General features: G+C 57.9%; 20 protein-coding genes, 1 tRNA gene and 1 riboswitch. Of the genes, 14 read left to right on the top strand and 7 right to left on the bottom strand.

The annotated features are described in order from the left end of the window. Window positions 1-9 precede the first annotated feature (9 nt). Together ACYQ54_RS01540 and ACYQ54_RS01535 are read right to left on the bottom strand one after the other, a co-directional pair. On the bottom strand, window positions 10-1,434 hold the full coding sequence (locus ACYQ54_RS01540) for a circularly permuted type 2 ATP-grasp protein (RefSeq protein WP_460078709.1): 1,425 nt from the start codon (window positions 1,432-1,434) through the stop codon (window positions 10-12). A gap of 469 nt (window positions 1,435-1,903) precedes the next feature. Further along, window positions 1,904-2,854 (bottom strand): OmpA family protein, encoded by a 951-nt coding sequence (locus tag ACYQ54_RS01535; protein ID WP_460078707.1) that lies wholly within the window; start codon window positions 2,852-2,854, stop codon window positions 1,904-1,906. Between the two features lie 319 nt (window positions 2,855-3,173). Between ACYQ54_RS01535 and ACYQ54_RS01530 the strand changes: the two genes are divergently transcribed. After that, window positions 3,174-4,706 carry an acyl-CoA carboxylase subunit beta gene (locus ACYQ54_RS01530; RefSeq protein ID WP_460078705.1) on the top strand — a complete coding sequence of 511 codons (1,533 nt, stop codon included), beginning with the start codon at window positions 3,174-3,176 and terminating at the stop codon, window positions 4,704-4,706. A 119-nt stretch (window positions 4,707-4,825) separates the two neighbouring features. On the opposite strand, the gene ACYQ54_RS01525 is transcribed toward ACYQ54_RS01530, so the two are convergent. The 3 genes from ACYQ54_RS01525 to ACYQ54_RS01515 all read right to left on the bottom strand — a co-directional run bounded on the left by ACYQ54_RS01525 (window position 4,826) and on the right by ACYQ54_RS01515 (window position 6,397). Beyond that, window positions 4,826-5,137 (bottom strand): hypothetical protein, encoded by a 312-nt coding sequence (locus ACYQ54_RS01525; protein WP_460078702.1) that lies wholly within the window; start codon window positions 5,135-5,137, stop codon window positions 4,826-4,828. Between the two features lie 164 nt (window positions 5,138-5,301). Continuing rightward, window positions 5,302-5,772 carry a hypothetical protein gene (locus ACYQ54_RS01520; protein ID WP_460078701.1) on the bottom strand — a complete coding sequence of 157 codons (471 nt, stop codon included), beginning with the start codon at window positions 5,770-5,772 and terminating at the stop codon, window positions 5,302-5,304. Window positions 5,773-5,920: 148 nt separating this feature from the next. After that, a complete protein-coding gene (locus ACYQ54_RS01515; RefSeq protein ID WP_460078698.1) occupies window positions 5,921-6,397 on the bottom strand; it encodes a hypothetical protein in 477 nt (158 codons plus the stop codon). A gap of 202 nt (window positions 6,398-6,599) precedes the next feature. Here ACYQ54_RS01515 and ACYQ54_RS01510 point away from each other — a divergent pair, with 202 nt between their 5' ends. From ACYQ54_RS01510 to ACYQ54_RS01475, 8 genes are all read left to right on the top strand, one after another. Further along, complete coding sequence (locus ACYQ54_RS01510; RefSeq protein ID WP_460078696.1) at window positions 6,600-8,612, top strand: acetyl-CoA carboxylase biotin carboxylase subunit; 2,013 nt, start codon at window positions 6,600-6,602, stop codon at window positions 8,610-8,612. 116 nt (window positions 8,613-8,728) lie between these two features. Continuing rightward, window positions 8,729-9,382, top strand: a complete 654-nt coding sequence (locus ACYQ54_RS01505) for an HAD family hydrolase (RefSeq protein WP_460078694.1) — start codon at window positions 8,729-8,731, stop codon at window positions 9,380-9,382. A gap of 108 nt (window positions 9,383-9,490) precedes the next feature. Then, window positions 9,491-10,786, top strand: a complete 1,296-nt coding sequence (locus ACYQ54_RS01500; RefSeq protein ID WP_460078692.1) for a sensor domain-containing diguanylate cyclase — start codon at window positions 9,491-9,493, stop codon at window positions 10,784-10,786. A gap of 74 nt (window positions 10,787-10,860) precedes the next feature. After that, window positions 10,861-11,034, top strand: a riboswitch (FMN riboswitch). Between the two features lie 87 nt (window positions 11,035-11,121). After that, the gene (locus tag ACYQ54_RS01495; protein WP_460078690.1) at window positions 11,122-12,012 is read left to right on the top strand and encodes a DMT family transporter; all 891 of its coding nucleotides are present in this window, start codon (window positions 11,122-11,124) and stop codon (window positions 12,010-12,012) included. 73 nt (window positions 12,013-12,085) lie between these two features. Further along, complete coding sequence (locus tag ACYQ54_RS01490) at window positions 12,086-12,373, top strand: acylphosphatase (protein ID WP_022998281.1); 288 nt, start codon at window positions 12,086-12,088, stop codon at window positions 12,371-12,373. A gap of 144 nt (window positions 12,374-12,517) precedes the next feature. Then, complete coding sequence (locus tag ACYQ54_RS01485) at window positions 12,518-13,738, top strand: NAD-dependent epimerase/dehydratase family protein (RefSeq protein WP_460078688.1); 1,221 nt, start codon at window positions 12,518-12,520, stop codon at window positions 13,736-13,738. An 8-nt stretch (window positions 13,739-13,746) separates the two neighbouring features. Continuing rightward, complete coding sequence (locus tag ACYQ54_RS01480) at window positions 13,747-14,613, top strand: glycosyltransferase (RefSeq protein ID WP_460078686.1); 867 nt, start codon at window positions 13,747-13,749, stop codon at window positions 14,611-14,613. After that, a complete protein-coding gene (locus tag ACYQ54_RS01475) occupies window positions 14,589-15,494 on the top strand; it encodes an NAD-dependent epimerase/dehydratase family protein (RefSeq protein WP_460078685.1) in 906 nt (301 codons plus the stop codon). The genes ACYQ54_RS01480 and ACYQ54_RS01475 overlap by 25 nt, the downstream gene beginning before the upstream one ends. Before the next feature lie 226 nt (window positions 15,495-15,720). Here ACYQ54_RS01475 and ACYQ54_RS01470 read toward each other — a convergent pair whose 3' ends face one another. Further along, complete coding sequence (locus ACYQ54_RS01470) at window positions 15,721-17,688, bottom strand: methyl-accepting chemotaxis protein (protein ID WP_460078684.1); 1,968 nt, start codon at window positions 17,686-17,688, stop codon at window positions 15,721-15,723. A gap of 248 nt (window positions 17,689-17,936) precedes the next feature. Then, complete coding sequence (gene lipB, locus ACYQ54_RS01465) at window positions 17,937-18,644, bottom strand: lipoyl(octanoyl) transferase LipB (RefSeq protein WP_460078681.1); 708 nt, start codon at window positions 18,642-18,644, stop codon at window positions 17,937-17,939. A gap of 99 nt (window positions 18,645-18,743) precedes the next feature. Here lipB and ACYQ54_RS01460 point away from each other — a divergent pair, with 99 nt between their 5' ends. From ACYQ54_RS01460 to ACYQ54_RS01440, 5 genes are all read left to right on the top strand, one after another. Beyond that, window positions 18,744-19,010, top strand: coding sequence for a FliM/FliN family flagellar motor switch protein (locus tag ACYQ54_RS01460; protein ID WP_022998287.1), 267 nt, complete (start codon window positions 18,744-18,746; stop codon window positions 19,008-19,010). Window positions 19,011-19,142: 132 nt separating this feature from the next. Continuing rightward, window positions 19,143-19,229 (top strand) — tRNA-Leu (locus ACYQ54_RS01455). 220 nt (window positions 19,230-19,449) lie between these two features. Then, entirely contained in the window at window positions 19,450-20,037 is a 588-nt protein-coding gene (locus ACYQ54_RS01450) for a hypothetical protein (RefSeq protein ID WP_460078680.1), read from the top strand. A gap of 125 nt (window positions 20,038-20,162) precedes the next feature. Further along, window positions 20,163-20,651 carry a hypothetical protein gene (locus ACYQ54_RS01445; RefSeq protein ID WP_460078677.1) on the top strand — a complete coding sequence of 163 codons (489 nt, stop codon included), beginning with the start codon at window positions 20,163-20,165 and terminating at the stop codon, window positions 20,649-20,651. 94 nt (window positions 20,652-20,745) lie between these two features. Further along, a complete protein-coding gene (locus ACYQ54_RS01440) occupies window positions 20,746-21,012 on the top strand; it encodes a hypothetical protein (RefSeq protein WP_460078675.1) in 267 nt (88 codons plus the stop codon). Window positions 21,013-21,038: the final 26 nt, after the last annotated feature.

The following is a 21,038-nucleotide window of genomic DNA, read 5'->3' as shown; positions in this document are numbered from 1 at the left end:
CTGGTTCTCTCAGTCCTCAAGTACCCAGGTGTCTTTTGTGCCGCCACCCTGGCTGGAGTTGACGACAAGCGAGCCTTTCTTGAGGGCAACCCGTGTCAGGCCGCCGGGGGTGATGCGGACCTGATCGCCGATCAACACGTAGGGACGCAGATCGACGTGACGCGGGGCAACGCCCGAAGCGACATGTGTCGGGCAGGCCGACAACGCCAGGGTCGGCTGGGCGATATAGTTGGAGGGGTTGGTTTCCAGCACCTTCCGGAATTCGGCGATCTCACGCTTGGAGGCGGTCGGTCCGATCAGCATGCCGTAGCCGCCCGAGCCGTGGACTTCCTTGACGACGATGTCCTCGAGATTGTCCAGCACATAGGCTAGGTCGTCCGGCCTTGAGCAGTTCCAGGTCGGAACATTGTTCAAGATCGGCTTCTGACCGGTGTAGAACTCGATAATGTCCGGAACATATGCGTATATCGCCTTGTCGTCGGCAATCCCCGTTCCCGGCGCATTGCAGATGGTGACGTTGCCGGCGCGATAGGCATCGAACAGGCCCGGCACGCCGAGCATGCTGCCAGGATTGAAAGTGAGCGGATCGAGGAAGGCGTCGTCGATCCGCCGGTAAATGACGTCGACCTGCTTGGGTTCGCGCGTGGTGCGCATGAACACATGGCCGGCATCAACGAACAGGTCCCGGCCTTCCACCAGTTCAACCCCCATGGAATCCGCCAGGAAGGCATGTTCGAAATAGGCTGAATTGTAGATGCCGGGAGTCAGGACAACGATTGTCTGGGACGACTTGGACGGATCCGGCGCGACGCTTTCCAGCGTCTGCAGCAGGTTCTCCGGGTATTGCTCCACGGGGGCGACCCGGTGGCTCTGAAAGAGTTCGGGGAAGAGACGCATCATCGTCTCACGGTTCTCCATCATGTAGGAGACGCCGGAGGGGGTGCGGGTGTTGTCTTCCAGCACGTAGAATTCGTTTTCGGACACGCGCACCAGGTCGGTACCGATGATGTGGGCATAGACCTTGCGGGCAGGGGTGAACCCCGCCATCTCGGGCAGGAACGCTTCGTTCTGCAGCACCAGGTCCGCGGGGATCCTGCCGGCGCGCAGGATTTCCTGGCGGTGATAGATGTCATGCAGGAAAGCGTTCAGGGCACGCACGCGCTGGTCGATGCCTGCAGAAAGCCGCCGCCATTCCGAAGCGGAGATGATACGCGGAATAGGATCAAACGGAATGAGCCGTTCAGTCGCTTCTTCTGCGCCATAAACCGCGAAGGTGATGCCAAGCCTGCGGAATATCGTTTCGGCGTCGCGGCCTTTCTTGGTCAGAAAGTTGGCGGGTTTGTCCTCCAGCCATTTGGCGAGCCGGGCGTATGGCTGGCGCGGCTCGTTGGCCTCGTCGAGCATTTCATTGAAGAAAGTGCGTTCGTCCGCCATTGCCTCCCCTTTGCCGATGCTTCGTTCTTGGGCAATCATGGCAAAATTCTGAAAGGTGTCAAAGTTCAATGTCGCGGCGACAGTGCCTGCAAATTAGGCAAGAGGCTGAAATCAGTCGAAAAATCCTGAGGTTCCCTCAGGTTGAATATATTTTTTTTGCCTATCGTAATGCGCTCCGTGGATGATGTTTTCCGCCGCGTGAGAGTGCGGACATCATCGAAATGACAGGCTCAAATGAACGTGACGGTACCTGTCCTTGCAGGCTGATCATGAGAAAACGAGTGACCGGTTCGCGATGTCTCTGCTTCCCGAAATTCCATTTGAACCAGTGTGGAAACAGCGTTCCTTCCGCTCGATGAATGGCGTTTCAAGATCTGAAGTGCACAGTCGATGCGCAGTCCGGACAGCCTTGCCGGAAATCCGGTCTGCTGCCCGGCGATTGTGCACTTTGAGGCTCGGGATGCGAGTGCTACCTCATCAGCGTTCTGCCGGTGGAGATCACGGACACGTCGCCGTATTTGCGTCCGGTCCACACGTGCAGGCCTGCACCGACCCCAAGCATGGGTATTGTATAGAGGCCCTTCTTGACGAATCCCTTGTTCTTGGTGAGTTCAATTGCAGCGTGGCTCAGTTCCTCGTATTTCTCCATCGTATTGATGATCTTGCCGATGCCCTTGATGCCTTTGAGGACGTCCCCCAGCTTGCCGGCGATCGCCAGATCGAGATCCCAATCGGACCATTCGCCCTTCTTGTTGAGCTCGCTGGCGGTTTTGACGCCGTGCGCCACAATGACGATGCCACCGACACTGCCGCCAAGGCCGCCGCCGATTTTCCAGCCATCGGCCATGAGATCGACGTAGTCGACATAACCATTGTCATCGGCACTGGCGCGGTAAATGCGCCCATTCCAGTTGTAACGCCCGACGGCGACCAGATCGCCCGAATGGCTTTCCCCGATGCCGACCCAGAGCGTTGAAGCCGCCTTTGGCTTGGGTTTCATCTTCTTGGGAGTTTTGATGACCTTGGGGTTGGGCGGTGTCGGCAGGGAGTGGACGTAGATCATCACGGCGCGGAACTGCCCGTCTTCAACGCCGTCTTCCTGACCCATTTCTTCAGCCAGAGATTCGCCAAGTCCGTCGACCAGATCGAAGGGGAAGCTGGACAGGAGGCATTCCTCCAGGAACGACTTCACCGCGTTTGCCCGCTTCATCGACAACGCCTTGTTGAAAGCAGCCTTGCCGCTTCGACTGGAAAGGCCGACGACACTTATGCTGCCGTTTCCCTTCAGCAACGGGACGACGTTCCGTCGAAGCCAGTTTTTGTGATCTTCCTTGAGGTTGGCCTGGCTCACGTCGAAATACTGCAGGCGGGCGAGCGTAATGACGCCGTCACGATGATCAACAACGAAATTTCCAGACATTAATGTACTCCGTTCAAATAAGGTTCTGGACCTGAAACGACATTTCTCAGGAATGGAATCGGTGCTCTGAAAGTGGGATGCGGTGAGGTGCTGTTGACAACTCTCCCGGAGTGGTAACGCTACGGCAGTAAGAGTTTCGGGTAAAGCTGGGCCGCGAAGGAGAGCGTCTGTCGTTCGTGAAGCGCCACCGTGGCTGAATTGTTGCGTTTTCCGCAGGCCTTTCACGGGGCGTAGTTTCCCCATAAGCCCATGTGCTGACTAGGCTCTGCCGGGGGATCATGCTACGGCGTGATCCAAGCTCAAGTTTTGGGAGGACCGGATGAAAGAAGTTCTGGCCGAATTGGAACAACGCCGTGAAACGGCACGCCTGGGCGGCGGACAACGCCGGATCGATGCACAGCACTCCAAGGGCAAACTGACAGCACGCGAACGTATCGAAATTCTTCTGGACGAAGGGTCCTTCGAAGAATTCGACATGTTCAAGCAACATCGCTGCACCGATTTCGGCATGGAAGAGCAGCATATTCCCGGCGACGGTGTGATCACCGGCTGGGGAACGGTCAACGGACGGACCGTTTACGTGTTCTCCAAGGATTTCACGGTCTTCGGCGGATCTCTTTCGGAAACGCATGCGGAAAAGATAACAAAGCTCCAGGACATGGCCCTGCAGAACCGTGCGCCTATCATTGGCCTGTTCGATGCAGGTGGCGCCCGAATTCAGGAGGGTGTCGCGGCCCTCGGCGGTTATGGCGAAGTGTTCCAGCGCAACGTTCTGGCGTCTGGCGTCATCCCGCAGATATCGCTGATCATGGGACCTTGCGCGGGCGGCGACGTCTATTCGCCGGCCATGACGGACTTCATCTTCATGGTGCGGGACACGTCGTACATGTTCGTGACGGGACCGGACGTGGTGAAGACGGTGACCAACGAGACGGTGACGGCCGAGGAACTCGGCGGGGCGTCGATCCACACGACCAAGTCCTCCATTGCGGACGGGGCCTTCGACAACGACGTCGAAGCGCTTCAGGAAATGCGCCGGCTGATCGATTACCTGCCCATGAACAATCGTGCGGACCTGCCGGAGTTGACGAACTACGACGACCCGGAGCGGATCGACACCAGTCTCGATACACTTATTCCGGACAATCCGAACAAGCCCTACGACATGAAGGAACTCGTCCTCAAGACGGTGGACGAAGGAGATTTCTTCGAGATACAGGGCAGTTTCGCCGGCAACATCATTACCGGGTTCGGGCGGATCGAAGGCCGGACCGTCGGCATTGTTGCCAATCAGCCTATGGTGCTGGCAGGCGTGCTCGATTCCGATGCCAGCCGCAAGGCTGCGCGGTTCGTCCGGTTCTGCGACTGTTTCGGCATTCCCATCGTGACCTTCGTCGACGTTCCCGGGTTCCTGCCGGGCACGTCTCAGGAATATGGCGGACTGATCAAGCATGGTGCCAAGCTGCTGTTTGCCTATGCTGAAGCGACCGTGCCGAAGATCACCGTCATCACCCGAAAGGCCTATGGCGGCGCGTATGACGTGATGAGTTCGAAGCATATCCGCGGCGACATCAACTACGCCTGGCCGTCCGCTGAAATCGCGGTCATGGGTGCCAAGGGGGCTGTCGAAATCCTCTACAGGTCCGAACTTGGCGACAAGGACAAGATCGCCAAACGGACGAAGGACTACGAAGACCGCTTCGCCAACCCGTTCGTCGCTGCCGAACGCGGGTACATCGATGATGTCATTCGCCCGCATTCCACGCGCCGGCGTGTATCCAAGGCGCTGGCTCTGCTCAGATCGAAGCAGGCGGACATGCCGTGGAAAAAGCATGACAATATTCCGCTCTAGCCAATAGAGCCGGTTTGTAATCATTCGCTTGGGTTCCGGAACACTGAACGCTGGGACGAAGCAATGGCATGAGAGCGTGTACCAGGCCGGATTTTCCGGCCTGTGTCATGTCTCCAGGGTTAATCCCAGCGGGACAGACCGCGCGGGAACAGCGGTTCCTTGCATTCGAACGCAACCGGGCAGCGTGGCGCGTCACGCGTTTGGCCGTACTGCGTGAACAGGACCTGGTTGCGATCGCAGTAACTGAGGTTCGAAACGAACATCGAATAGGTGTACTGACCCGTGGTGAAGACCACGGCACCATGCTGGCGCACCATGTTCTGCGCCTGGGCACAGGTCATCTTGCGAAGATCCGGACGAGCCTCGGCCGCCGTCGACATGACAAGGCCGGGAAGGGCGAGCGCTGCCGCGCAAAGAAACATTTTCCGCATGAAGGTCTCCTGACGTGCCGTTGCCACCGTAAAGGGACGCTCGGAAGGATAAACCCTTCAGAACGCTCCGGAAAGAAGGTGACAGGTCGAGTGTGCACCAACTTGCGGTGCGCAAATGTGATTGCGAGCACAAAAAACCGACCGGTCAGGATTTTACCAGGAGTTTATTGGATATTCTGGGCCATCCGGCTGGAGCAGACGGTCCCCGCCATGGCTTCCCGCACGCCGTTCAGGGAAAATCCGGAATAGCGTCTGTCTTCCAGTTGCACGGCGAATTTTACCGAAGAGCGAAGCCGGTGCCAGAAATAAGTCATGTTGTCGGAACAGGCCGGGCAATCATTGTAGATGTAACCGTCGTCTCCAGCCTTGAACTTGATCAGCTTGTGATCCAGTTCGACCAGCACTGTGGAGCCGGGGTCCGGCTTGCGACCCTTGATGCGCACGCCGATGAGGGCGTTCTTGACGGAATGGTTGGGCGGGCACCAGATCGTGAACCGTGCTCCGCTGGAGCTTTCGGTCCAGTAGCGCTCATAGCCATAGGCGGTGTCGGTATGCCAATTGCCGTGATCGGCGGCGGCTGCCTGCAAGGGGGCGGCCACGGTCAGGAGTACGAAAGAGAAAAAAGCGATCCGCATCGAGCAGTATCCGTATTTTGTCCCAGACGAAATTTACAGGTGTTCTGTTCAAACCCGTTTATTCAAGATGGCCTTTTTAAAGGCTGGCCAGGCTTAGCAGGCTGACCAGGCTGGGTGGGCCAGGCATGTTCCGACTTGAAAGTTTGTCTCAGGACCTGGGGTGCTGTTTCTGCCAGTCGGTGGGACAAACGTTGCCGGGTATGATCTTCTGGGCGCCGCGTAGTGAAAATCCCGCGTAGCTGTCGTCCTGGAACTTGACCGCAAGGGAATGGGACGATCGCAGCCGGTGCCAGACATATCCGAAACTGTCGGAACATGCGGCGCAACTTGTTTCAACATACCCTTGCTCGTTGGTCGGAAGCTCCAGGACCTCGCGGTCCATGATCAATTTGATCCTGGTATTTGGCGGCGGCATTTTTCCGTCGATATCAATATGAAGCAAGGTGCCGTTGATCCGGCGTTTTGGATGGCACCAGACTACGAAATTCGCGCCAAGGTTGTTGGTGGTCCAATAACGTGTAAAGCCATTGATTTCACCGCTCTTCCACTTGCCGACGGTTTCCGCCAGTGCGGAACTTGGTAGTAAAGCACTTGCGATAATTGCCGCTGAAAGGAGTCGTTGCATTATTTTTTCCCCATTGCCTTGGTAATTCCTGCAATAACTTTATTAAAATTCGGATAAACGGCTGCTTTGCCGCCGAACTACCTTTAGCCGGGTCACACCCTGGCGGAGCTATCCGCAAAATCACGTCTCGCCCTTTGGATAAGTTGCGTGCCAATGTGGTGCGGCCTACAAAATGGAAAATGGTCCAGCTGGGTGGAAATTCATGTTCTCCAAAATACTAGTCGCCAACCGTGGTGAGATTGCCTGCCGCGTCATCAAGACGGCCCGCCGTATGGGCATCAAGACGGTTGCGGTCTATTCCGATGCCGATCGCGATGCACTGCATGTGGAAATGGCCGACGAAGCGGTTCATATCGGTCCTGCAGCGGCATCGGAATCCTATCTGATCGCCGACAAGATCATTGCCGCGTGCAAGGAAACCGGTGCTGAAGCTGTGCATCCGGGCTACGGCTTTTTGTCCGAACGCGCCAGCTTTCCCGAGGCGCTGGCTAAGGAAGGCATTGTCTGGATCGGCCCGAACCCGCGCGCCATCATGGCCATGGGCGACAAGATCGAATCCAAGAAATTCGCCAACGAGGCGAATGTCAGCACCGTGCCCGGGTATCTCGGTGTCATCGAAAGCCCGGAGCAGGCTGTCGAGATTGCCGAAGACATCGGTTATCCGGTGATGATCAAGGCGTCCGCGGGTGGTGGCGGCAAGGGCATGCGCATTGCATGGAACGCGGACGAGGTCCGCGACGGCTATACCCGTTCAAAGTCCGAAGCGGCATCTTCCTTCGGAGACGACCGGGTTTTCATCGAAAAGTTCATCGAAAACCCTCGCCATATCGAAATCCAGGTGCTGGGCGACAAGCATGGCAACGCTATCTATCTGGGCGAGCGTGAATGTTCTATCCAGCGCCGCAATCAGAAAGTCATCGAAGAGGCTCCGTCGCCGCTGCTCGATGAGGAAACCCGCCGCAAGATGGGCGAACAGGCCGTCGCACTTGCCAGGGCCGTCGATTACGACAGCGCCGGTACGGTCGAATTCGTCGCCGGGCAGGACAAGAGCTTCTTCTTCCTGGAGATGAATACCCGTCTGCAGGTCGAGCATCCGGTGACAGAACTGATCACCGGTGTTGATCTTGTGGAGCAGATGATCCGTGTCGCCGCCGGTGAGAAGCTTGAACTTGTCCAGGAAGACGTCAAGCTGAACGGCTGGGCCGTGGAAAGCCGTATCTATGCGGAAGATCCGTACCGCAATTTCCTGCCGTCGATCGGCCGGCTCGTACGCTACCGGCCGCCGGCGGAAGAGGCTAGCAACGGAGTGACCGTTCGAAACGACACAGGTGTTGTGGAAGGGTCGGAAATTTCCATGTTCTACGATCCGATGATCGCGAAGCTGATCACCCACGCGCCGACCCGCGCAGAGGCTATCGACGCGATGAGTTCGGCGCTTGATGCGTTTTACGTCGACGGGATCCAGCACAATGTGCCATTCCTGACGGCACTCATGAACCATCCGCGCTGGCGCTCCGGCGAATTGGCCACCAGTTTCATTGCCGACGAATATCCGGACGGGTTTGAGCCGGCCGTTCCCGATGACGCAGCCTATTCGGTTCTTGCCGCCGTTGCGCTGTCGATGGGCGCTTTGCAGCGCGAGCGTCTGGATCATCTGCCCGGGCGGCTGCGGGCCCATTCCGGTGCCACTCGCGAAGACTGGGTGATCAAACTCGACAAGACTTATGTTCCGATCCGCCTCGCTGCGGGGTATCCGGGCACACCCATTGAAATTGATGTCGCGATCGGCGATGGACCGGTGGTCAGTGTGGAATCCGATTGGGCTCCGGGCGATCCGCTTTGGTCCGGCAAGGTCGGCACGCAGGACGTCACCGTTCAGGTCCGGACGCAGCGCGGCGGTTACCGCCTCGAGTGGCAGGGGTATTCGGTGGTCGCCAAGGTGATGACACCGCGAATTGCCGAGCTGGACGCCTTGATGCCGGAGAAGCTGCCGCCGGATACGTCCAAGATGCTGCTGTGCCCGATGCCGGGACTTGTGGTGTCCATCGCGGTGGAGGAAGGACAGGAAGTCAAGGCCGGCGAGCAGCTCGCTGTCGTTGAAGCCATGAAGATGGAAAACGTTCTGAGAGCAGAGCGCGACTGTGTCGTGACCGCCATCAAAGCAACTCCCGGCGACAGTCTTGCCGTCGATGCCGTGATCATGGAGTTTTCCTGATCCACTGGCAAGCGCCCGGCACAGCCTGATTGACAGGCATCGGACACTGCCGATATTCAGCGGCCTGCGACCATCCGGTCCGGGCCGCTTTCTTTTTCAATACTTTGCGGAGCATCATGACGATTTCCACTATCCTGTTCGATCTGGACGGCACTCTCACAGATCCCTTCGAAGGCATTACCCGTTCAATCCAGTATGCCGTTGAAAAGATGGGCGGGCAGGCGCCGGACACGGAAGACCTGCGCTGGTGTATCGGACCACCGCTCTGGGACAGCTTCAAGGTTCTGCTGGGGACGGAAGACAAGGCCCTGCTTGATCAGGCCGTTGCCTATTACCGTGAGCGCTATACGGTCACGGGGCTTTTCGAGAATTCGCTGATTGAAGGTATTCCCGAACTGTTGTCGGCACTCAGGAGGGACGGGTTTGTACTTCACGTGTGCACATCCAAGCCCCACAGCTACGCAGGACGGATCGTTGAGCATTTCGGTCTGATGGGCTTTTTCGGCACTGTCTATGGTGCGGAACTGGACGGCACGCGCTCCGCGAAGGCCGAGCTGATTGCGCATATTCTAAGCGAAGAAAACATTCTGTCTTCGCAAACGGTGATGGTCGGTGACCGCAAGCACGACCTAATCGGCGCAAACGCCAACGACGTGTCTGGCATTGGCGTGTTGTGGGGCTACGGTAGCCGGGAAGAGTTGGCTGCCGAACATCCGGTCCTGATTGCTGAAAAACCTCAGGACATAGCAACCCATTTCAACGTCCGGTAACGGCAAGCGTTTCGACGTGTCCGTGGGCTGGCTTCTTGTTGCAGGCGAACTTTCTTAACTTCGAATTTATCGATTTTCCCGTACGTTGTGTTTCAAGAGGAGTGCGCCTTGGCAGAACGGATGCATGCAACGGATACCAATGATACGACGGTACCGTCTGAGAGGGCGGTTGACGTTGGTTATTATTCGCCTGCCAACAGACCGCCTCCGCAATTGCCTGCCGGTTACATCCTGCATCAGGTTGGAGTTGTACAGCCGCTGTCAGGCTGTCCGTTTCAGGTCTGCCTTCTGGACGTTGGTGCAACGGGGGTATTACCCTCATGCGACCTTACCAGAATACGGGAGACGACCTTCATCATAGCCTGCACCAAAGGCAGACTACGGGCGGACGATCAGCTGAAATTGCTGGATGGCGGTGTGGATGATGTTGTCAACGCCGACGATGCGGATCTGCTGTTGCTTGCCCTTAAACGCGCCGAGCTCATGAACGCACGGCAAGGGGTTCTGTTCAGAAAGTGCCGTGACCTTGCCATTGAGCGGGACAACCTTCAATCTGCGATCGACAACCTGCCGTCGCCAATCTTCTTCAAGAACCGGGCCGGGATCTACAGCGGCTGTAACAAGGCCTTTGAGGCGTTCATCGGTTTGCCGGCCAGCAAGGTTTGCGGCGCCAGTGTTTACGACGTAGCGCCCCCCGAATTGGCTAAGGTCTATGAAGCGGCCGACGAAGAGCTGATGCAACGCGGTGGCATTCAGATCTACGAGGCGGACGTTTGCTATGCCGATGGCGAGCGTCGAACCGTGACCTTCCACAAGGCAGTCACGCACGATCGGGTTTCCGGCGAGGTGAACGGTCTTGCCGGTTCCATGCTCGATATTACCGAACGCAAGCGATTGGAAGAACGTCTCAAATGGGCGGCTGAGCGCGATTCACTGACCGAGGCCTATAATCGCCGCCGTTTCTTCGAATTGGCAGCTTCTGCTCAGGAACGGGCACAAAAGACGTCGACTAAACTGTCGTTTCTCGTGCTGGATGTCGATCATTTCAAACAGATCAACGACCAGTACGGGCATGCCTGCGGCGACGCTGCGCTGCATCATCTGGTCGGCCTGCTAAAGAGCGAGCTTCAAGAGCCTCACATCTTTGCCCGGGCTGGTGGTGAGGAATTCTACTGCCTGCTGGAAGGCTGCGACCTCGATAACGCCTTCGAAATCGCCGAGCGCATTCGAAGGGCGGTCGAAACCGTTCCCCATATGCATGAGGAACAGCACATTTCCATGCGGGTCAGCATCGGGGCTGCCTGCGTCGAGGAAGGCGAGAAAATCAGCCAGACCATCGCCAGGGCTGATGAAGCGCTTTACAGTGCCAAGCAGGCCGGCCGTAACCGGGTTTGCGTGGCCTGACATGCCGCCGCGGGTCAGGCGGGTCGTTCCTCTATTGCATCCCAGTCATTTCAGGGATACTGAAAGCCTCGGAGAGCAGTTCTCGGGGCGGGGTGAAATTCCCCACCGGCGGTATCAGGGAAACCTGGAGCCCGCGAGCGCTCCGGACAACATGTCCGGGGGTCAGCAGATCCGGTGAGAGGCCGGAGCCGACGGTTGAGGTGGCGTCAAGCAAGGCCACCCGAAAGTCCGGATGAGAGAGAACTTGACCGCCGCCATTCCAGAGAAGGGCGGTGGGCGTGTGTCTTTTGAGACTGTTCTGAAAGATGACGGAACGGATCGCAGATAGGACGCCCATGTCAACCACTCTCAAGAAACCTCTTTTCGCCGCTATTGCCATGATCGGGGCAGGGGCCTCGTTCGCCCTTGTAAACGGTGCCTTGCAGGCCTCGACCATGCAGCTGGGCGTGCCGTCGACTTCCGCCGCCTTCTGGCAATATGCGCTGGGCCTGCTGGTTGGACTGCCGTTCGTCCTGCGGCGGGGCCTGTCGGCATTGAAGACCAATCAGATCGGCTGGCATCTTGCCCGTGGCGGCCTTGCCGTGATTGGCATCCAGATGTGGGTTGCCGGTCTCGCAAGGGTGGAAATCTGGCAGGCAATCGCATTGGTGATGACCTCACCGTTTTTCGTGATCATTGGCGCCAAAGTGTTCTTCAAGGAACGGGTGGGCATGATCAGATGGCTGGCGACGCTGGCCGGGTTTTCAGGTGGCATGGTGATTCTGGAACCCTGGACGGAAACCTTCAGCCTCGCAGCGCTGCTGCCGGTTGGGGCTGCCGCCTTCTGGGCAGGTACTTCGCTGGTCACCAAGAAGCTGACCGCCACGGAAAACGCCGATTCCATCACCGTCTATCTGCTGCTTCTCTTGACGCCGGTCAACGCGTTGCTGGCCCTGGGTGAAGGAGGGATCGTGCCGACCGGAACGGCGCTCTGGCTGCTGATGGGGGCTGGTGCCTTGACCGTGCTGGCAAATTACCTGCTGACCCTTGCCTACCAGAAGGCGGATGCCGCCTTCGTCCAACCCTTCGATCATCTGAAGCTGCCGCTGAATATCGCGGTCGGCTTCCTTGCCTTCGGTTTTGCCCCGAGCGGTGCGTTCTGGCCGGGTGCACTGGTGATTGTCGGCGCGTCGTTGCTGGTCATGCTGGACGAGCAAAAGCGCGGCACACAAGTGTCCACAGCCTGAACCACACGCAGACGTTTGCGAACAGGCAGGTTTGCACTAAGCTTTTGCCGCATCGCGAACTTCGGAGACCTGAATGACCGCTGATCCATTGACCGTTCACGTGCTGATTGAGGGCAGGGTCCAGGGTGTTGGGTACCGCGCCTGGTGTGCGGGGGAAGCTGAAGACAGGGCGCTGGCCGGCTGGGTGCGCAATCTCAGCTCCGGTGGGGTGGAGGCCGTGTTTTCAGGCCCTTCCGATACCGTTGTCGACATGCTGGATGTGCTCTGGCATGGGCCGTCCCTCGCAAGGGTAAATCTGGTCAAGGACCTTGAGCCGGTAGAGCCCTGCTCGGGTGCCTTTGAGGTGCGCGATACGGCTTAACCGGCTGTGGCCAATCGTATTTTCTATATCAATCACGACATTCGAAGTTGAGTTGTCACGGAAATATCGCAATGATCTGATCTTTCAGATGAAGCAATCGGTGCCGCACGGTTGGTGCCGAAACGTGAAACCGGGAGATTTTCAGTGAAGATTGCGATACTTGGCGGTGATGGTTTTGTCGGCTGGCCCACATCCTTGCATTTGTCGGATCAGGGCCATGAAGTTCATATCATCGACAATCTGAGCCGTCGCTGGATCGATGCCGAGCTTGGCGTGCAATCGCTGACGCCCATGGATTCGATCCAGGAACGCACGCGGATCTGGAAGCAGGAAACCGGCAACACCATTCGGTTCCACCTGATCGATATTGCCCGCGACTACGAAGTGTTCAAGGCCTGGCTTGCAGAGAACAGGCCGGATGCCATCATCCACTTCGCCGAACAGCGCGCTGCGCCCTATTCGATGAAATCGGATCAGCACAAGAACTACACGGTCAACAACAACGTCAATGCCACACACCATCTGCTCAACGCGATGGTGGAGCTGGATCTCGATGCGCATCTTGTCCACCTCGGCACCATGGGCGTCTACGGCTATTCCAGTGTTGGTGCCGCTATTCCGGAAGGCTATCTGTCGGTCGACGTCGAGACCCTGAACGGCTCCAAAGCGGCGCAGGAAATCCTTTATCCGGCCAACCCCGGCTCGATCTATCACATGACCAAGTGTCTGGATCAGCTGCTGTTCCAGTTCTACGCCAAGAACGACGGACTAAAGGTCACCGACCTGCATCAGGGGATCGTTTGGGGCACGCATACGGAACAGACCCTTCGCCACAAACAGCTGATCAACCGGTTCGACTATGACGGCGACTATGGCACGGTTCTGAACCGTTTCCTGATCCAGGCAGCCATCGGCTATCCGCTGACGGTGCATGGCACCGGTGGCCAGACACGGGCTTTCATCCATATTCAGGATTCGGTTCGCTGCATTGAACTGGCATTGAAGAACCCGCCGAAAAAGGGCGACCGGGTCAAGGTGTTCAACCAGATGACCGAAACCCATCGTGTGCGGGATCTGGCGGAACTGATTTCACGTCTGACCGGCGCCAAGGTTGCCTACCTGCCGAACCCGCGCAAGGAAGCTTCCGAAAACGATCTGGTGGTCGAGAACAAGCAGTTCCTTGAGCTGGGCCTCAATCCGATCACCCTGGAAGAAGGGCTGTTGAGCGAAGTGGTGGATGTCGCCAAAAATTATGCATACCGCGTCGACCGCAGCCGTGTGCCGGCTGTGTCCGCCTGGACCAAGGAAATCGCAGGTGAGATCGAGCGGGATCCGGAGCATCCGCGTCTGAAATCTGTCTCCTGAGGCTGGGCATGCGAGATGTTCCAGAGTTCGACCGGGCACCGGAAAGTTCCTGCGCTTATGTGACACTGGTGACCAACCGGGACTACGTTCTCGGGGCGACCGCCTTGCTGCGATCGCTCCGGCACACGGAAACCGAAGCCGATCTGGTTGTCCTGTACACGCCGAGTGTCGATGAAGCGGATCTTGCCGCCTTGTCGGCATTTGGTCCGAGGTTTGGTCGGTGCGAGCACCTGCCGACGAGTGAAGGGTTCAACGAGCGCCATGAGCGAGGCCGGCTGCACAAGGCGGCTCCATTCACGAAAGGCGGCAAACCCGCCTTTCACACGCCGCTGGACAATTTCGTCAAGCTGCGCCTGTGGCAGCTTGCGGAATATGACCGGGTCGTCTTCATCGATGCCGATGCGCTTGTGCTGCGGAACAGCGACAAGTTGTTCGGCTATCCCGAATTCTGTGCAGCGCCCAATGTCTATGAAAACCTGCAGGACTTTCACCGGCTGAACAGCGGCGTCTTTACCGCCCGCCCGGACGACACCACATTCGAGGCCATGCTGGCATGTCTGGACCGGCCGGACGCCTTCTGGCGGCGCACGGACCAGACATTCCTGGAGCATTATTTCCCCAACTGGCATGGTTTGCCCGTGTTCTTCAACATGCTCCAATATGTCTGGTTCAATCTGCCTGATCTGTGGAACTGGGAGCAGATCCATGTGCTCCACTACCAGTATGAAAAGCCGTGGCAAACAGGACATGAAAAGACCGCCAAGCTGCGTCCGCTGATCGATCTCTGGCAGGCCTTTGCGACCGGTGACGGCATTCCAGATGATATTGCGGGTCTTCCTGGCCCTCTGGAGTGGGCCGCAAAGCAGGCTTCGTGATGCATGTCCTTCTGACAGGTGCCAGTGGAACGGTCGGCCGGTTCATCCTGCAGCGGCTGCTCGAGGACGGCTGCCAGGTTACGGTTCTGGGCAGGCGTGCGGTTGAAGACGAAAGGGTAGCCTTTCATGCCTTCGACCTGGTTGACCCCGATCCTGAGCTGCCACCAGCCGATGTCCTCGTTCATTGCGCGCTGGTGCATGAACCCGGAAAGTTCAGGGGCGGCGAGGGAAATGATCCCGAGCGGTTCGCCAGGCTGAATGTTGATGGCTCCCGGCGCCTCTTCGAAGCGGCCAGAACTGCGGGGTGCGGCCATATCGTTTTTCTCTCCAGCCGAGCGGTTTATGGCGATCATCGCAAGGGCGAAACACTTTCGGAAACGGACGTCCCATCACCCGATACGCTTTATGGCGAGGTGAAGCTGGCCGGGGAGAGCGCACTGAAGGCGTTGTGCGGCCCGGGCATGACAGGCACCGCGCTGCGGGCGACCGGTGTTTACGGCCTCATACCGGGCGTTGAAGAGCACAAATGGTCGGATCTGTTCCTGGAGTTTGCGTCGGGTTCTCCAGTTGTGCCGCGCAAAGGAACGGAAGTTCACGGGGATGACCTTGCTGCCGCCGTCAGCCTGGTTCTGACAGGAGGGGAGGCGGCAGGCGAACCATTCCAAGTCTACAACGTCTCTGACATTCTGATCGACCGTCGGGACCTATTGGGACTTTACGCTGCCGAAGCAGGTCTGGCTCTTGAACCGCCGGAAGCCTCGTCGCAAACACCGGGTGGAATGACGACTGACAGGCTGCGCTCACTCGGCTGGTCACCCGGTGGGTGGGGCAAGTTACGGGCGTTTCTGCACTCCTTGGGAAAATCGAATGTGGCGACGTGACCGTCAGTGCCACGCCTGTCAATCGCCGCGCGACGCCGTGCCACGCGCAGGACCGCGAGGGATTACCGCTTGAGCTCAATCCATCGTCGATCAGTCTCGCATTGCAAATGACCAGTCCTTGCGCTCCGCCAGGGAGTGGCCAGAGCGCCACGGAGGCTGGGTGCCGGTCCCCATAGAAAAAAGGCGGGCTTCAGGGCCCGCCTGTTTCCTTGGTCGTTTTGGCTGTTTATGCGGCGCGGATGTCGTTGAAGAAGCGATCCACCTTGGAGCTGAGCTTGGAGGACTCACTCGTCAGTGCTTCGGCCGTCGACAGCACGTCCGCGGCGTTGCGGCCAGTCGACTGGGCGCCGCTGGAAACCTGTATGATGGTCTCGGAGATGGCATCAGTACCGGTAGACACTTCGTTGACGTTGCGTGAAATCTCGTTTGTCGCGAGGCTTTGCTGTTCCACCGAAACAGAGATGTCCTTGGAGATTTCGGACATTTCCGCGATGACGTTGCTGATGTCGCGAATGGCTTCGGCTGCGCGGTTCGAGACGGTCTGCATTGCCTGGATCTGCGTTGCGATTTCCTCTGTTGCCTGTGCGGTCTGGTTGGCCAGTGATTTGACTTCCGAGGCGACAACCGCAAACCCCTTGCCTGCCTCGCCGGCACGTGCCGCCTCGATGGTGGCATTTAGCGCCAGAAGGTTTGTCTGGGCCGCAATATCGTTGATCAGGCTGACTATCTGGCTGATCCGGTCTGTTGTTGCCACCAGGCTTTGCACGGTCTGGTCCGTCTGCGAAGCAGCACTGGAAGCACGTTCGGAAATGCCAGCCTGTTCTTCGACGCGTCGGGCGATCTCCGCGATGGAGGAGGTCAGCTCCTCGGAAGCTGCGGCAACAGAGCGGACATTGGCGGCGGTGTCACCGGTGGTCCGTGCAGCCGATTCTGCATCAGTCGAACTCTGTTCGGAGGTTTGCGCCAGTTCGCGGGCCGTTCGTTCCAGTTCCTCCGTCGCGTTGGAGACGGTTTCCAGAACGCTGCGGATTTCCTGGTTGAAGCCGCCAAGCAGCTGGTCGACGGTTGCCGCCCGGCTATGCTTGGCTTCCTGTTCGGCGGCACGTTCTGCTTCCAGGCGTCGCTGTTCCATGCCGTTGGTCTTGAAAACTTCCACGGCGTTGGCGATCGAGCCGATTTCGTCGTTGCGCTCAAGACCTTGAACCGGGGTCTCCAGATCACCTTCCGCGATCTGTGCCATGGACCGGGTTACGGACGCGAGCGGACGGGCCAGAAGCGTCTGGAACAAGGTGCCGAGGATGACAAGCATCAGCACGGTTGCGATCACGGTCGCAAAGATTGCCGAATAGCGGAAGCTCGTCAGGCTGGCAAAGGCAGCACTCCGATCGACGGAAAGACCAATCTGCCAGTCCACCGGCAGACCGGTGACCGGAACGAACTGAAGGATGCGCTCTCCGTTGGCGCTGGAGGCGAATTGCGGTTCGGCGGTAACCTTCACCGGCTCGTTGGGGAACAGCTCGCTGAGTGGTTTCGAAATCATGTTGCTGTCCGGATGCACCAGAATGGTGCCCTTGGAATCGGTCACGAAGACGTAACCAAGGCCACTCATGTTCGATGAGGCCAGCATGTTTGCCAGAGTGGTGATGTCAAAGTCGCCACCGACAACACCGGTGAGTGCGCTGCCTGTTTTGACCGGGGTTGCGGCTGTCACGATGAGGTTGCCCGTCGATGCATCCTGATAGGGTGCTGTGATCACGGGACCGCCTTTGGTGACGGCATCCTTGTACCAGGGGCGAACGCGCGGGTCATAGCCTTCAGGCAGATCGGCCGGCGGCCACATGTTGAAGGCGCCGTCTGCTTCCACGCCGAAATAGGTCGCGCTGAAATTGCTTGTCAGGGTCTTCAGGTCGAAGAACTCGGGTGTCACGTCGGGCTGTTTGGCAATACGTTCCGCCAGCGCCTCAATGAGCAGCATGCGCGCTTCGAACCAGTTTGTGACGATGTTGACTTCAGACTGACCAACGCCGGTCATGTAGTCGCGCACTTCGTTCGTTTTTGCATTGCGCTGCAAGGTATCGTTGAAAAGGCCGAAGCCGGCGAATATCAGAACGATGACGCCGGCGGCCGCCAGCAGGATTTTGGTAATGACGCTCTTGCGGGAGCGAACTGAGAGAGCCTGGGTCACAAACTTCATTCCCATTCTTGAGAAGGTTTGTGCCTGTATTCGCCTATCTGAATGAAGGAATACTAAATCAGATCCTCTTCAGACGCGGTTTGGAACTGAAAAAATTGAAAAACTCATATATTCGCCAAATCTACTGGCAAAAGTAACAGTGAAATTTCTTGAAGTTGTCTTTCCAGGCTTAGTGCAACTCGAGCTTGATTCTCGCCTTACTTTACGTACGAAGTAGCGGGTCGAGATCCTCGTGCCACTGGCCTGCGTCAGACCGATACTGTCGGTCCGAAAATTTTCTCAAATTCCGCGCGCAGAACGCTGTCGTTTTCAGCCATGCTGACGGGAAGGCCAAGATCGACCAGGCTGGTCACGCCATGTTCGGTAATGCCGCAGGGAACAATTCCTGTGAAATGGTCCAGTTCGGGTTCCACGTTGAAGCTGATGCCGTGGAACGTCACCCATTTGCGCAGTCGAATACCGATAGCGGCGATCTTGTCCTCGATCGTTGCCCCACGATCCGGCCGGCGAACCCAGACACCAACACGGTCTTCCCGGCGTTCGCCGCGGATGTGATAGTGCCAGAGTGTGCTGATGAGCCAGGCTTCAAGGGCGGAGACGAAGGCGCGCACATCCTGCTGACGCCGTTTCAGATCAAGCATGACATAGGCAACACGCTGGCCCGGGCCATGGTAGGTGTGCTGTCCGCCGCGCCCGGTGCGGTAGACCGGAAACCGGTCCGGTGCGACGAGATCACTATCCTTGGCACTGGTTCCGGCTGTGTAGAGTGGGGGGTGTTCCAGCAGCCAAACCTGCTCGTCCGCTTCTCCGGCAATGATTCTCTGAACCCGTTCATCCATTTCCCGCAGAGCGGTTTCATAGTCGACCAGATCGTCGGATATCCGCCACTCGACGGGCCGGGAGCCGGAAACGGGCAGAAAACTCAGGGAAAGGGCGTCTCGATCGGCGGGTGACATGTGGATGACACTTCATTGTTTTTTGAGCTGGCTTGCCATGCCGTGGTATGGTCAAGCGCTGGCGGGTTAGTTTGCCCTATTTAAGGATCAAGGCGTCCGATGACCACCTTCGATGAAATCAAAGTCGATATTTCCGTCGTTCTCGGCGAGAATGAGATGCCTGTCCATCAGTTGCTCCGCATGGGCCGTGGTGCTGTGATCGACCTCGACGTCGCTGAAGACGACGACGTGAAGATCTACGCCAACAATACCCTTGTCGCCAAGGGGCAGGTGGTCCTGCTGGGTGAGCGGATCGGCATCTCGATCACCGAAGTTCTGATGCGCCCTCCAGACATCCGTCCCATGCGCACAGACGGGCCGCTTTGATCGGCTAAAACATTTCTGCATAAGAAAAATCGCGTCTCTGTGAATTATTGCAAAAAGGCCTCTTGCGCCCCCAAATTCCTTTTGCTACATGGAGCGCCTCGACGCTGACAGGCGCCGGGAACAATCGAATATGCGGTCGTGGCGGAATTGGTAGACGCGCAGCGTTGAGGTCGCTGTGGGGTAAAACCCGTGGAAGTTCGAGTCTTCTCGACCGCACCATATTCGAAGCATTCCTACCGATGCTTCCTCAAAAGGCTGCCCTTCAGGGCGGCCTTTTTGCTTTAGTGCGCGTGCCTGCAAAATACCTGATTGATCTGGGAAAATTCAGATACCGGCTTTTGGGACATGTTGCGATGTGCTTTTCTGGACGGAACAGGCCTCAGGGTTCCGCCGGTAAAATCCTGGTCGGCGCATCATGCGAAATCGAAGGAAGCCGCACGTGTCCAAATTTCGTTCCATCTTCAGCCTCGCCGGTGCCTTGGTGCTGTCCTCGAGCGCCTTGTCCGGCGCAGCTTGGGCGCAGGAGCAGGAGGCGATGGTCCCGGCCGGTGCAATTGCAGGTGCCGTGACCTCTCCTGTCGACGGCGACATCAATCGATACCGTGCAGTCCTCGTGGAAACGGATGAGGGCGGAGATCTCTATGTCTTTACCGACGCTGGTGACGGCTGGAAACAGGTTGCCCATGCAAAGGACATGGTGTGGCGCGGCGGCATGTACGGTCAGGAACCATGGATGGAGGCGACCGAACACGGGTCGCTGAAGATCTATTCGGAAAATTCGGCCATCGGGCGCAATCGCTGGGAGCAGATCCTGACCATCGCCTATCGCAATGGCGTATTCCGGGTCGCCGGCTACACATATTCCTACTACGATACCCTGGATCCGGATGCCAACGGGCAGTGCGACGTCAACCTCTTGACCGGCAAGGGCGTCTTGAACGGCAAGAGTTTCAAGACTTCTCTCGAAGCCCTGCCTGTGAAGGACTGGACCATGGATACCCGGCCGCCTGAATGCGAGGTGGAATGAAGCGGACTTTACGACGCAAGACAGCTGTCTCCACGTTCGGTTTCCACCAAGCGGCGCTGAAGCCCTCTTGAGGCCACTTTTACCTGTCGCAATTCGTGGATGTGGCGACCCGATGTGAGGATGGCATGACCGATACCGCAAAGCCGGACTGGCGCTGGGTTGTCCGGGGCGTGATTCTTACTCTGGTCGTCTGCCTGTTGCTGATCCAGCTTTTCCCGGAAGTTTATTCAGTCAAGGACTTCTGGCTGGTATCCGTGCCAAGTACATCTTTCTGGAGCGGTCTGTTTCCGCGCATATTGAGTGAACCCGGGCTATGGAAACTTCTTGTGACGAGTGCCGAAGGTGCGGCAATGATCGTCGTTCTCGTCCTGGTGGTTCTTCGACCCCTCGCTGCGTGGAAAGCCTATCTGGTCTGTGTCGGACTGACCGCAGTTTCCGCAGTCCTGTTTTTCACGTTTTTCCTGCCTGATATGCCAAACCGCACCATGTCCTTGATCCTGGCTGGCAGTCTCTATTCGATGTTTCGGTACGGCGTCACGCTGGCGTTGCTTTATGCCCTTGCACTGATGTCCGAACCTTTGCCATCCACGCTGGAGCAGTCTGCCCATGCATGAGTGTTTGAGGCGGGGCTTCGGGGGGGCGCTGAAGGCCCTGCGATGCGTCAGGTATCTCGTGGCGCTGGCCCTTTTTTGCTTTACGGGAGCAGCGGTGGCTCAGTCGCTCTCCGTCAATCCGGCCGTTGATCCGGGACGGTTCGGTGCGATGACGTGCCAGCAACTCTGGTATGTCGAGCAGGAGGTGTTGGCAGCGGGAAGGGTGTGCCTTGCCAGCGAGCGGGCGCGCCGGGCGTTTCGCCGTGCAGAGCGCTGCATTTCCGATGACGAGGCCATTCTGCCGCCAGACACCCGCGACTATCTCGACCATTTGCGAAGCGTTGCAGTGGACAAGGGCTGTGCCGGCCCGAAGCTGCGTTGACGGGATGCCAGAGCCAAAGGGCGCAT

This window comes from Roseibium sp. LAB1 (assembly GCF_054658235.1).
Note: the sequence above shows the minus strand (reverse complement) of the source record. Positions and strands in the feature narration are given on the sequence as shown.

What these genes read in the sequence shown, in the direction of transcription:
- ACYQ54_RS01540 (WP_460078709.1), bottom strand. Translation starts at nt 1,434, where the DNA reads ATGGCGGACGAACGCACTTTCTTCAATGAAATGCTCGACGAGGCCAAC.
- ACYQ54_RS01535 (WP_460078707.1), bottom strand. Translation starts at nt 2,854, where the DNA reads ATGTCTGGAAATTTCGTTGTTGATCATCGTGACGGCGTCATTACGCTC.
- ACYQ54_RS01530 (WP_460078705.1), top strand. Translation starts at nt 3,174, where the DNA reads ATGAAAGAAGTTCTGGCCGAATTGGAACAACGCCGTGAAACGGCACGC.
- ACYQ54_RS01525 (WP_460078702.1), bottom strand. Translation starts at nt 5,137, where the DNA reads ATGCGGAAAATGTTTCTTTGCGCGGCAGCGCTCGCCCTTCCCGGCCTT.
- ACYQ54_RS01520 (WP_460078701.1), bottom strand. Translation starts at nt 5,772, where the DNA reads ATGCGGATCGCTTTTTTCTCTTTCGTACTCCTGACCGTGGCCGCCCCC.
- ACYQ54_RS01515 (WP_460078698.1), bottom strand. Translation starts at nt 6,397, where the DNA reads ATGCAACGACTCCTTTCAGCGGCAATTATCGCAAGTGCTTTACTACCA.
- ACYQ54_RS01510 (WP_460078696.1), top strand. Translation starts at nt 6,600, where the DNA reads ATGTTCTCCAAAATACTAGTCGCCAACCGTGGTGAGATTGCCTGCCGC.
- ACYQ54_RS01505 (WP_460078694.1), top strand. Translation starts at nt 8,729, where the DNA reads ATGACGATTTCCACTATCCTGTTCGATCTGGACGGCACTCTCACAGAT.
- ACYQ54_RS01495 (WP_460078690.1), top strand. Translation starts at nt 11,122, where the DNA reads ATGTCAACCACTCTCAAGAAACCTCTTTTCGCCGCTATTGCCATGATC.
- ACYQ54_RS01490 (WP_022998281.1), top strand. Translation starts at nt 12,086, where the DNA reads ATGACCGCTGATCCATTGACCGTTCACGTGCTGATTGAGGGCAGGGTC.
- ACYQ54_RS01480 (WP_460078686.1), top strand. Translation starts at nt 13,747, where the DNA reads ATGCGAGATGTTCCAGAGTTCGACCGGGCACCGGAAAGTTCCTGCGCT.
- ACYQ54_RS01470 (WP_460078684.1), bottom strand. Translation starts at nt 17,688, where the DNA reads ATGAAGTTTGTGACCCAGGCTCTCTCAGTTCGCTCCCGCAAGAGCGTC.
- lipB (WP_460078681.1), bottom strand. Translation starts at nt 18,644, where the DNA reads ATGTCACCCGCCGATCGAGACGCCCTTTCCCTGAGTTTTCTGCCCGTT.
- ACYQ54_RS01460 (WP_022998287.1), top strand. Translation starts at nt 18,744, where the DNA reads ATGACCACCTTCGATGAAATCAAAGTCGATATTTCCGTCGTTCTCGGC.
- ACYQ54_RS01445 (WP_460078677.1), top strand. Translation starts at nt 20,163, where the DNA reads ATGACCGATACCGCAAAGCCGGACTGGCGCTGGGTTGTCCGGGGCGTG.